The following is an 11,392-nucleotide window of genomic DNA, read 5'->3' as shown; positions in this document are numbered from 1 at the left end:
CTACGAGAGTTGACCGGCGAAGGCTCGGTGCTGGAGGGATGCGAACAGGGCGTCGGATTCGGCCAGCGCGGCGCGGTGGTTGGCTTTGAGAGATTCGACGGCTTGGATTCGGGTGGCGAAGGATTGTTGCAGCGCCAGCGGCGGGACTTGAATCTTCAGCGGCGCTAGGTCTTGCTTGTTCAACTGAGGAACCGAACTGCCGCTTGAAATACTCGCCAAGTCAAAGCGCATGAACCACTGATAGAGGTAGCTCAGATTCAGAAGCGAATGTCGCGGCGCAATCGCCATCAGGTTGGGATCAAGAATTGTTGACCGTGTTGTGATGCGCTTCTTGTTTGTGCTGATCGCGCCACCCCGCTTAGGTACAACGACACTTCCTGCCGGACAAGTTGCTGAGCGAGCACCGTCGGCAGCCGTCCATGACTGGCATCGAGTGATGAACTGCTCGTTCTCAGAAAGGTTCATGTCAGACACCCTCATCAAGAAATGTCCGCCCACTTGTCGCTCGTATGGGGTGCCCGCGGGCAAAGAATTGCCCGCGAAGAAATCTGCGACGCTTCCCAAGGTTTCCACTTGCCAGCGCATCGTGTTCTGAATCGGATCGCCAAACATCTCGATGAAGATGGACTGCTTGAGGCTGTCCAGTTGCGCCAAGGCCTCCCCTCGCTTGGCTCTGATCGCATCGGCTTGGTCGAGGATTGCGGCGATTCGGCGCTGTTCGGGAAGGGGTGGCAGGGGAATCTTCAAGTCCTTAACTAGCGCCTGACTGATGTTCGGTTGCGCACCACCGACGCCCATGGCAATGATGGCTGGGACTTGACTTGCGATCGCTCGGTACAGGTATCGGGTGTCGGCTGCAGTGGCGTCCGGCACGATGTGACACACGGCTTGGTTTGTTGTGGCTTCGACGCCGAGAATGGCAAGCCGGCCCACGGTCGCTCCATACATGGCGAGTAATATCGCGCCCGAAGGTACAAGCTTGACGCTCGTTTCCTTCAGGGCGGCGTCGGTGATGTGCTCCTCCGTTCCAACGATGATGCCTTCACGGAGTTCGCCAGATTTCACCCACGGAATGGCTCCGCCCTCGTAGTAGCGTTCGAGCTGGCTACGCGAAGGTGTGCTGCCACTACCCGTTCGACAAAAGTCCCCGATGCGGGCAGTCGGATAACCAGTCATCTGAGCATCCCCTCAAGCTCCTTCATGCCCGCCTGAATCTCCGCCTCCAGTTCCGCCAGCCTCGCCAGAATCTCCTGGGGCAGGTCATGCTCAACCGCGTCGTGCACTGCCTCCTTGTACCGGTTGATCGACAGATCAAACCCATTGCCCGCAATCTCGGCTACAGGAACGCAAAAGCTCTGGTCCGTTCGCGCCCGGTGCAGCTCGGCATCGTCCTTCAAGCGCCAGCGCGCCAGCACATCCGGCAGATTGTTCTTCGCATGATCGGCCTCGCTCAAGCCCCGCGTCGGGTTCACGCCAAGCAGCTCGTCGACCAGCAGTGGCGCACGCTTGTCGTCCAGGCTCCAGCCATCGGCGCGCATGTCGTAGAACCACACGTAGTCGGTACCTCCGGAATTGGTTTTTGTGAAGAACAGGATCGCGGTGCTGACGCCGGCGTAAGGCTTGAACACACCCGAGGGCAGCGATACCACGGCGTCGAGCTTGTGGCCTTGCACGATCAGGCGGCGCAATTCTTGGTGTGTCTTGCTGCTGCCGAACAGCACGCCGTCGGGCACGATCACCGCCGCCCGGCCGCCGGGCTTGAGCAGGCGGATGAAGAGGGCTAGGAACAGGAGCTCGGTTTTCTTGGTCTTGACAATGGCCAGCAGGTCTTTGGCGGTGTTCTCGTAGTCCAAGCTGCCGGCAAACGGCGGGTTGGCCAGGATCAGCGAGTAGGCCTCTTCATCGTCGGCGTGGTCTTGCGCCAGCGAATCCTTGTAGCGAATGTCAGGGTTGTCCACCCCATGCAGCGCTAGGTTCATGCTGCCAATGCGCAGCATGGTGTTGTCGAAGTCGTAGCCGTGGAACGTGCGGTGGTGGAAGTGATCGCGCAGCGCAGCATCGCGAAAAATCTCGGGGTGCTTGTCGCGCAGGTACTCGCCCGCCACCACGAGGAAGCCGCAGGTGCCAGCGGCCGGGTCGCACATCACGTCTTTCGGCGTGGGCGCGGTCATCTCCACCATGAGCCGGATGATGTGGCGCGGCGTGCGGAACTGCCCGTTCTGACCGGCCGCCGCAATTTTGCCCAGCATGTATTCATAGAGGTCGCCCTTGGTGTCGCGATCGTCCATGGGCACGTGGTCGAGCAGGTCCACCACCTTGGCCAGCAGGGCTGGCGTGGGGATGGTGAAGCGCGCGTCCTTCATGTGGGTGGCGTAGGTGCTGCCATCGCCGCCCAGCGTGCGCAGGAAGGGGAACACGTGTTCGCCCACCACCTGGTGCATTTCCGCCGGGGCGAAGTTCTTGAAGCGCGACCAGCGCAGATCATTGAAGTCGCGGCCTTTGGCATCCTGGCCGGGCGGGAACACATGGTTCTCCATCGGGCGCTTGAGCGCCAGCGCTTTGCCTTCTTCCAAGGTATGCGCATCGTCCAGGCGGCGGATGAAGAGCAGATAGGTGATCTGCTCGATCACCTCCATAGGGTTGGAGATGCCGCCGGTCCAGAAGGCATTCCAGATGGCATCGACTTGGCTGCGGAGTTCGCCGGTGAGCATGCGGGGTTCTAGCTTTCGAAAGTGGGTTCAGATGGTGACGACGACGGGCACGGCCGCCTGCGCAGCCACCTGTTGGGCGATGGGGGTGTAGAGGTCCACGTCGGTCTCCGGTGTGCGGATGGAGACGACGAGGCTGTAGCGGGCGGGCAGGTCGTAGCGCTCTTGCGCCGGGCGCGTGCGCCACCAGCCTTTGGCAGGGTACACAGCGATGAAGCCACGGTTGGCCAGTTCGGCGGCGGTGCCGCGCCAGATGTCTTTGTGCAGCGATCCCCGGTGGCGTTGCCTGTCGCCCAGAAGCCAGTTCGGGTCGCGCGGGTCGATGGGGGCACTGTCGTCGTCCCGCTCAGCCGCCGCGTTGATGCGCGCGACGAAATCGTCGGTCGTCGCGTCGAGCGGGCGCTGCACATCGAAGCGCAGCCGATGTGACGGGTAGTGGAACTTCGACGATGTGCCGCGGGCCGATGGGTTGGGCTCGATGAAGTACGACAGGGTGACGCACAGCTCGACCTGGGTGTCTGGCGGCAGGGCGAGCAGTTGCTCCTTCGGCCAAGGCAGCGCGTGCAGGTTCATGTCGCGGCTGACGACGCCTTTGCCGGTGACCTTCTGGAAAGGGTGCACCATGTCCTCGACGACCAGCGTCAAGGAGTTGCCAGCGCTCCAGAGCGCGCGCTCCAGACTGGGCACGCCCCAACCGCAGTGACGGATCAAATTCACGTAGTCGGCTTTGTTGGCGTGGCCGTGAGCGGGCAGGTAGCCCGCCCGCATGGCGGTGGTCCATTCGGCCGAATGGACGATCAGCGCCCGGATCGTTTCGGGCCGCAACGTTGGATAGGCTGCCATCAGTTGAGCCGCCATGCGTGCGCCGAGTGCTGACGCAGCGCTGGTTGCATTGGTGGTCGTAAACAGGCGTTCCAGAGGCAGGTTGTGCGCCGTGAGAAGGTGGAGACTGGTGACGCCGATGGCACCGAGCGCATCCTTGCCGGCGTTGCCCCCTTCGAAGACCACGTCGGGCTTCAAGGGCCACGCCGAGTGCCAACCGTTCGATGTGCGGGTGTACGGGCTGAGGCCGCCACCCGGCGCAACCGGTACGAGGCCCTGTGCGTCAGGCTCGGTGATGGTGACCTTTTCTGTGCAGGCGCCGACCGTCAGTGCATTCCAGGCCTGGCCCGGGTCGCGAATGCCGCGCGAACCCAGGCTGATGGGGTAGGTGTTCCAGGACTGCGCGTCTTCGGTATTGCCAGCACACAAAACGAAGAGCCGAGGAAACTGGCCGTTGCCGTCGTAGTCACTGGCAAGTCGATCAACGGTCGCAGACCAGGCCGAAGGACGACCTCGGTCGCGGTCATCGTCGGACGTGACTGCCGACGTGAACACCCGCGGTCGATGGGGGGCCGTGACCTCGGGCCGCGAGACCGCCTCAGCAAACAGATAGCCGTGCTGCCGTGAGTCGCCAGGATTCGCGCCCTGCTCTGGCGTGAGCTTTACCGACTCAAGGCGGTGCGCGACCGCTATCGGGCCGTCCGTGGCAAGTGCTGCCGACAGATCACCCAGCGCCACGAGTCCGGCAAGGCCGGTTCCGTGGTTGGCCGTGTCGTCAACGCCCCAGGCAGGATCCACAGTATGCAAGTCTGCGCTGGCGATGAAGCGGGAGAGCAGCGGGTGGCCCCGGTTGACGCCCGAGTCCAGCAGGCACACCCGTGGCGTCGAGTCGTCATCAATCGCGACGGTCAAGCGGGCGAGAGTTTCGTCTGCCCACTCCTGCTGTTCGGGCGGCGTCATGCCGTCGAAGAAGTGGGCTGTTTCCTTGGCGCGGCGCAGCTCTGCCACGCAATTGAGCGTCATGACCGAGGTCGAAAACTGCTGTTCTGAGCCGAACATCAGTACGACGGTGCGCTCTGGGAAGCTGATGTGGTGTCCGCTGACCTGGCACTGGGCCAGCGCCGCCAGCTTTCGGAAGTCCGCGAGCACTGCCTGGCGATCGCCGCGCACGGGCAACCAGACTTCCCACCAGATGGCTTCAGTCGTGTCCTGCGGCAGCAGGGCTGGATCGTCGGTCCACAGTGCGCGGACCTCGGCGCGACGGATGGCCGAGATCGTGTTCAACAGCGCATGGTGATCGAGCGCATCGCCGTTGACCTTCTTGCGTTCGGCAAGATAGTCCTCGACATATTTCTCGAAGTGCGCCAGCTTGCCGTCTGGAACGAAGACATTGGCAGAGGTCGTGTCGCCGTCGACACGCACGCTCAGTACCTCGATCTTTTTCTGCGCGTCCTTACCAAGTTCGAAGCCCAGGCTCTCAAAGGCCAGCGCCGCGTCGGATTGCCCGACAAACTGAACCTGCAGGCCGAGTCCGCTTTCCAGCCCTTGCTCTTGTTGAGCGGCAACGGCCTGCTGAGACAAGGGGGCCAGCGCGCGCAGTTGGGCCTTGAGTGCATTGCCGTGTTGGGCACGGTCGAGTACCGGGACGACGCTCGCCCCTCCGCCAGACGACGGCGCTGTGAACGCCTGCGCGGTTGATGTGTTCGCTAGAACGAGGTGCGGGCGTCTATCGAGTGGCTGATCCGGCATGGACGGACGGGTGCTTCGAGTTTTGTGCCAACCTCGCACTGATCAGGCGGCGTTCCTCTAACGCCCGCCCCAACTCGGCTGATTGCACTTTCGTCTGGTCATGCAGGATCGCGTCTTTGATGGACGCATCGACTGCACGACATATCTCAGCGTGACTCAGGCTTTCGGCCTGCCCTTGCAGCGCTTCCTTTCGGAAGGGCTTGGGCGCGAAATGGCCCAGACGGGACCGTATGAGTTCGACCGCCTGGACTGGCGATGGCAGGTGGTACTCCACCACATCATCGAATCTGCGAAAGAGCGCATAGTCCAGGATTTCCACGTGGTTGGTTGCGGCGATGATCAAGCTGTTCGACATGTCCTGCTCGATCATTTGCAGGAAGCTGTTCAAGACCCTTCGAATCTCGCCCACGTCATTCGCCATCCCGCGCTGTGTACCAATGGCATCGAACTCATCGAAAAAGTAAACGCCACGAATATCCGTGATGGCGTCAAAGACCTGCCGGAGTTTGGACGCGGTCTCGCCCATGAATTTTGTGATGAGCGAATCCAGACGAACCAAGAAAAGGGGAATGCCCAGCTCTCCCGCCAACGCTGCAGCGGTCAACGTCTTGCCGGTCCCCGGCGGCCCAACCAGTAGCAGCTTGCGGCGAGGTGCCAGCCCATGTTCTTTGATTCGGGCAAGTTGGCGCTGTTCCTTGATCACGCGATGGAGCTGGGTCGAAGCTACTTCATCCAGCACCATGTCGCCGAGGCGGTTGGCAGGGTGCGACACCGTCAACAGGCTGGCCAGCTCGCCCCGTGGTTTGGCGACGCTGCCAATTGCGACCAGCTTTCCCGATGCATCCTGGCCGACACGCGCCTTGGCCGCATCGATCATGCCGCGCAGTTCCTGGGCCAGCTTGCCGTGCCCCAGCTTCGCCTCGTGCGCGGCCACCTGCATGGCGATCGACAAGAACTGCCCATCATCGCGACTGATGTGCGACTTGATGAGCGCCTTGAGTTGTTCAGAACTGGCCACGGGAGGTACGGTGTGTGATGCGGAAAGGTAAGGGGGTATTGTGCCCGTTGAATGCGACTTCACCCCCGGCACAGCTCTCAGCCGTGTTGCCTATAGGGCTGGCGTCCCGAACAAGGACGGTGCTCGAAGCAGCTCCTCGATCCGGACCCACACGCCACCACCTCTTCGAGCTCCGTGCCCCCGCATCGCAGAAGCTGCATTTATTGGCGCTTACCGCAACTTCATGCCAAACGGCACCGCACCCCGCCCACTTCTTCCCTAGAGTAGCTGCCCCTCTCACTCACCACCCCACTTAGGGGAGAAGAAAGGCGCAACACACCCAACCACACCGAGACGTTCAAAGACTGCCCGCCCCGCAGCAGGTCGTCATTGCAAAAGCAGCGACGCAAATGCGAGGTATCAAAAGGCGACGGCCAGGGCGTTACTAGCACCCCAGCCGTCTAACCAAGCTCGTGCAACACCCTAGAAAGGACCGCACAAAAATGGCTCCAAGACTATAGCCCGGCGTCGCACGCCGGTATCCCTCAGAGAGAACGTCCAAGCCCCGGCGGATCTCCTCGAAAACACCCTCTCCCAACTCGAAGCGCTTCTGTGGGCCTCCTACGGAAAAGACATCGACTGGTGCAGCGGTGACGGACCGCGCCACCTGGACAACCTGCTCTGGCTCGCGGCGGAACTCGCGCGCAAGGCCGGGGAGCTGTTTCAGTTGAGCGAGATGGCGCGACGTGGCGCGCTCGAGACTGGCGGGTAAGTGCTGGTCTGCGGGCCGCGGTTTCGCGGCCCGCCCTCTCAGGCCTGAACGCCCGAGGCGAGTACCGCCCCGGCATACGACGACAGCATCTGGATCGTCTCCCGCATGTCGCGTTCGGTGGCATCCGGATGGATCGCGCAAATTCGCAGCACGGTTCGATGTCGCAAGCGCGTCGTCAAGACCGTCGCAAAGCCCTCCTGAAGTGCCCGCGATGAAATCTCGCTGTTCAGCGCATCGAGCGCCTCCGGGCTCATGGCCGCATCCGTCATGCGAAAGGTGACGATGCCCAACTGCGCGGGCGACACGATGTCCCAGCGAGGATCCTTCTCGAGCTCGTCCTGAGCCCAGGTCGCCAACCGGCAACCATGCGCAATCGCCTCGCCCATGGCGTCCGACCCCAGCACCTGCAAGGTGAGCCACAGCTTCAGCGCGCGTGCCGGTCTGGTGAGTTCCACGCCGAGGTCCCAGAAATTGATCTGGTCGGCGTCGGTGTCGGCATGCGCATCGAGCAGGTATTCGGGTCGGGTATGGAAGACCTGTGGGAGGTGCTTGCGCTGACGCACGAAGACCATCCCGCAGCCGTAGGTCTGGAACAGCCACTTGTGCGCATCCCAGCTCAGGCTGTCGGCCTCGCCGATTCCGTCGAGCAAACCCCGATGCGATGGCGACAGCGCGGCGGATGCACCGTACGCGCCATCCACGTGCATCCACATGTCGTGTGCATCGCACAGCGCGCGAATCCGTCGCAGTGGATCGATGCTGCCGGTGTTCGTCGTGCCCGCGCTCGCAACCACGGCGAAAGGCCTGAGCCCATCGGATAGGTCCTGCTCGACCGCGGCCGCCAGGGCCGTCATGTCCATGCGGAACGCGGCGTCGGTGGGCATGCGGCGAATCTGATGCGGCAGAAGCCCGAGGATCTTCAGGCCCTTGGCAACGGATGAATGCGTTTGCTCCGAGACGTAGGCAACCCCTTGCAAGCGCTGCGCCGGCTCGAGCTTGAAATCACGCGCCATCGCGAGCGCCGTCAGGTTGGCCATGGAGCCCCCCGACACGAACAGGCCGCCAGCCGAAGGCGGGAGCCCGACCTGCGCTGCCAGCCATTGAATGAGCGCCGCTTCGATGACGCTGGCCCCCGAACTCTGCAGCCAGCTGCCGGCGTGGACATTGTGAACGGCGGTCAAGTAGTCGCCCAGGGCCGACAGCGGCGAAGACGGTCCCGGAATGAAGGCCAGGAACCGGGGATGGTCCATGCGCGCACGCCAGGGGTAGATCTCGTCCAGCATCTGGTCGATCACCTCTTCCAGCGGCCGGGCCCCTGCGGGCACGCCGATCGCGCGAAGCGACTCGGCGCTGGCGTGATCGATCACGTCCACGGGACGTTGCCCACGGGATGAATGGCCGATCGGGCTCATGCGAGACAGGACCCGTGCCCATGCTTCCGGTGTCACCTCTCCGAGCAGGCGGCTGGGTGGGACTCCATCTGATGCTGAGGGAGGAAGGGCGAGGTCCGAAAGTGCAGGCATGTTGTTCACCGAATGATGTTCTGTCTTTGGCTTATTCTCCCGAACATCATTCAGCCGCCCTAGCGCTTTCAGGACCATGGCCAAAAATACGAACCAGCTTCAACCGGAGAGCAAGGCACCCGCCCGCCTGGATGCTGTCGACCGAAGACTGTTAGGGCTTCTCGCGAACGACAGCACGCTCAGCTATGCCGCGCTGGGCGAATTGCTTCATCTGTCGGCGCCCGCGGTGCACGAGCGGGTGAAGCGGCTCAAACGCGACGGGGTGATCCTCGCGACCGTGGCGCGGCTGGATGGCGCGAAGCTGGGGCGGCCACTCTTGTGCTTCGTGCAGGTGATCACCAGCACCGTGAAGCGTGCCCGCCAGATCGCGGCGCTGGAATCGCTTCCCGATATCGAGGAGATCCACATCGTCACCGGCGACAGCGGCCTCCTGTTGAAGGTGCGCACGCGCGATGCGCAGGCCCTGGAAGTGCTGCTGGCGCGCATCCACGAGGTCGAGGGCGTGGAAGGAACGCGCACGCAGATGGCGCTGCGCACGCTGGTCGAACGCGGGCCCAGTCCGGACGCGGCGGATTGAACGCGATGGCGTCCGTCGCCGATGTCGGCCCGCCTACTGGAGCCGCACGGCCTCCACCGTCGTCGCCAGCTCCTGCAGCCGCCGCAGGCAGTCGCCCTCGGGATAGCCGAGCACCTTCCAGCGCGGCACGGCCAGCGGCAGCCGCTCGATCAGGTGGCCCGCATGCTCGGCGAAATGCGGCCACGCGACGATGGTCGGCGTTTCGCCCGCGACCTCGCAGAGAAAGACCAGGTCGGCTTCGGGCAGCCAGGTGTCGACGCCCTTGGGCAACACGGCATAGCTGATCACGGCGCCATCGGAGTCGCGCTGCAGCAGGCTGTGCTTGGCGACGAAGACATCGACGCCCGCCGCCACGTGGGCTTTCTCCAGCACCTCCTGCTGGTCGTTGTAGTCGACCGCTTTTTCCTCGCGCAGCAGCGCCGTGAGCTGCACGCCGGCCTGCCCCGGCGGGGTCCACAGCGACCACGCCTTGTCGCGCAGCCTGAACATCTCGGCGCTCAACGGGCGCGACTGTTCGCGCAGCACCCGGCGCGCGGTGGCGATCATGTTCTCGAGCGCGTCCGCATCGCCGGCACCGCAGACCAGCAGGCAGGTGCGGTTCGGCGCCATCGCCACCGGGTCGCCGTCGAGCGGCAGCTGCCAGGCCAGCTCGTGCAGGAAGATGCGGCCGGCATCGTAGTAGTCGCCGTAGTTCGAGACGTAGAGCCCGGGCGCGAGCTGGCCGAAGGCCGGGGCGGCCTTGTGGCGCAGGTTGTCGACCGCGATCTCGAAGGCCTGCTCGAAGCCGATGCCCCAGCGCTTGAGGTCGTCGGGGCTCACCTGCGCGATCGCATGGTCGCTGTCGATGGCGACGGCCGCGCCGAGCGTCGGCGAGAAGGGGGTCCACACCATGGTGTCCTCGAGCTTCTTCGAGAAGTCGCCATGCGAGATCCGCGCGAGGTCCACGCCGGCGAGACGCCGCAGGATCGGCAGCAGCCGCGGCCGCGCTTCGTCGAAATCGGCGGGCCGGTCGCTGCCGATGCCCGCGACCCCCAGCGCGAAGCGCGCGATCTGCTCGCGGCGCTCCGCCGGCCGGGCCTGGCAGTAGTCGGTGTAGAGGTTGTGCAGGTAGATCGTGCCGCCGTCGGCGCGGCGGATCAGGAACTGCTCGGGATCGAGGACCAGCTTCTCTTCGGGGAGAAGGCGTTGCAGCTCCTGCAGGAGCAATCGGGCGACCTGTTCGGTGCCGGGCTTCCGGTCGAAAAGGCGGCGGATGAATGACAGCATGTTCCCCTCCTGCGAACCAGTATAGGCAGCGCCCATGTCACGCCGGCACATCCTTCCGGGCGAGGGTCGATGCAACGAAACATGTATGATTCATATATGTTTCGTATATACGGCGGCTGAGTACCCATGGCATCCGGCATCCACATCAAGTCCCCCGAAGAGATCGAGAAGGCGCGCCAGGCCGGCCGGCTCGCGGCCGAAGTGCTCGCCATGATCGAGCCGCACGTGGTGCCGGGCGTGAGCACCGAAACGCTCGACCGCATCTGCCACGACTACATCGTGAACGTGCAGGGCCTCGTCCCGGCCAACGTGGGCTACCAGGGGTATCCGAAGACCATCCTCACCTCGGTCAACCAGGTGGTCTGCCACGGCATTCCCTCGCCCGACAAGATCCTGAAGAAGGGCGACATCGTCAACATCGACGTGGCCGTCATCAAGGACGGATGGTTCGGCGACACCAGCCGCATGTACTTCGTCGGCGCGCCCAGCGTGCTCGCGCGCCGGCTGGTGGAAACCACCTACGAAGCGATGCGCGCCGGCATCCTCGCCGTCAGGCCCGGCGCGACACTGGGCGATGTGGGCCATGCGATCCAGTCGGTGGCGCAGCGCGAGCACTTCGGCGTGGTGCGCGAGTTCTGCGGCCACGGCATCGGGCAGGTCTACCACGAGGACCTGCAGGTGCTGCACTACGGACGCCGCGGCGAGGGCCTGCGGCTCGTGCCGGGCATGGTGTTCACCATCGAGCCGATGCTCAACGCGGGCGGGCGCGAGATCCGGCACCTGCCCGATGGGTGGACGGTGGTGACGAAGGATCGGTCGCTGTCGGCTCAGTGGGAACACATGGTGGCCGTGACGCCCGAGGGCCATGAGGTGCTCACGCGCTGGCCCGACGGGACCGGGAGCTACCCACCGGTCTGAGGCGCCTGTCGAGGCGACCCGCAACCGTAGACATCGATGGCGGCCCGGATGCGCGAATCT

8 protein-coding genes are annotated in these 11,392 nt (G+C 64.0%); 2 read left to right on the top strand and 6 right to left on the bottom strand.

Going from position 1 to position 11,392, the window contains the following annotated elements; translation table 11 throughout:
- The 5 genes from AC07RM_RS13010 to AC07RM_RS12990 all read right to left on the bottom strand — a co-directional run bounded on the left by AC07RM_RS13010 (position 1) and on the right by AC07RM_RS12990 (position 8,421).
- On the bottom strand, positions 1 to 1,176 hold the full coding sequence (locus tag AC07RM_RS13010) for a restriction endonuclease subunit S (RefSeq protein WP_495334751.1): 1,176 nt from the start codon (positions 1,174 to 1,176) through the stop codon (positions 1 to 3).
- Positions 1,173 to 2,711, bottom strand: coding sequence for a type I restriction-modification system subunit M (locus AC07RM_RS13005; protein WP_495334750.1), 1,539 nt, complete (start codon positions 2,709 to 2,711; stop codon positions 1,173 to 1,175). The genes AC07RM_RS13010 and AC07RM_RS13005 overlap by 4 nt, the downstream gene beginning before the upstream one ends.
- Before the next feature lie 27 nt (positions 2,712 to 2,738).
- A complete protein-coding gene (locus AC07RM_RS13000) occupies positions 2,739 to 5,279 on the bottom strand; it encodes a S8 family peptidase (RefSeq protein WP_495334749.1) in 2,541 nt (846 codons plus the stop codon).
- On the bottom strand, positions 5,257 to 6,297 hold the full coding sequence (locus AC07RM_RS12995) for an AAA family ATPase (protein ID WP_495334748.1): 1,041 nt from the start codon (positions 6,295 to 6,297) through the stop codon (positions 5,257 to 5,259). The genes AC07RM_RS13000 and AC07RM_RS12995 overlap by 23 nt, the downstream gene beginning before the upstream one ends.
- Positions 6,298 to 7,086: 789 nt before the next feature.
- The gene (locus AC07RM_RS12990) at positions 7,087 to 8,421 is read right to left on the bottom strand and encodes a pyridoxal phosphate-dependent decarboxylase family protein (protein WP_495334747.1); all 1,335 of its coding nucleotides are present in this window, start codon (positions 8,419 to 8,421) and stop codon (positions 7,087 to 7,089) included.
- A gap of 226 nt (positions 8,422 to 8,647) precedes the next feature.
- Between AC07RM_RS12990 and AC07RM_RS12985 the strand changes: the two genes are divergently transcribed.
- Entirely contained in the window at positions 8,648 to 9,148 is a 501-nt protein-coding gene (locus AC07RM_RS12985; protein ID WP_495334746.1) for an Lrp/AsnC family transcriptional regulator, read from the top strand.
- Between the two features lie 33 nt (positions 9,149 to 9,181).
- On the opposite strand, the gene AC07RM_RS12980 is transcribed toward AC07RM_RS12985, so the two are convergent.
- A complete protein-coding gene (locus AC07RM_RS12980; RefSeq protein ID WP_495334745.1) occupies positions 9,182 to 10,414 on the bottom strand; it encodes a DUF1444 domain-containing protein in 1,233 nt (410 codons plus the stop codon).
- Positions 10,415 to 10,540: 126 nt separating this feature from the next.
- On the opposite strand from AC07RM_RS12980, the gene map reads away from it, so the two are divergent.
- Complete coding sequence (gene map / locus AC07RM_RS12975) at positions 10,541 to 11,332, top strand: type I methionyl aminopeptidase (RefSeq protein WP_495334744.1); 792 nt, start codon at positions 10,541 to 10,543, stop codon at positions 11,330 to 11,332.
- The last annotated feature ends 60 nt before the right edge of the window (positions 11,333 to 11,392 follow it).

It is taken from the genome of Variovorax sp. GW821-FHT09B05, assembly GCF_059418265.1.
The sequence above is the reverse complement of the archived record's forward strand: the minus strand, read 5'-3'. Positions and strand labels throughout refer to the sequence as shown.

What these genes read in the sequence shown, in the direction of transcription:
- AC07RM_RS13005 (WP_495334750.1), bottom strand. Translation starts at nt 2,711, where the DNA reads ATGCTCACCGGCGAACTCCGCAGCCAAGTCGATGCCATCTGGAATGCC.
- map (WP_495334744.1), top strand. Translation starts at nt 10,541, where the DNA reads ATGGCATCCGGCATCCACATCAAGTCCCCCGAAGAGATCGAGAAGGCG.
- AC07RM_RS13010 (WP_495334751.1), bottom strand. Translation starts at nt 1,176, where the DNA reads ATGACTGGTTATCCGACTGCCCGCATCGGGGACTTTTGTCGAACGGGT.
- AC07RM_RS12980 (WP_495334745.1), bottom strand. Translation starts at nt 10,414, where the DNA reads ATGCTGTCATTCATCCGCCGCCTTTTCGACCGGAAGCCCGGCACCGAA.
- AC07RM_RS12985 (WP_495334746.1), top strand. Translation starts at nt 8,648, where the DNA reads ATGGCCAAAAATACGAACCAGCTTCAACCGGAGAGCAAGGCACCCGCC.
- AC07RM_RS13000 (WP_495334749.1), bottom strand. Translation starts at nt 5,279, where the DNA reads ATGCCGGATCAGCCACTCGATAGACGCCCGCACCTCGTTCTAGCGAAC.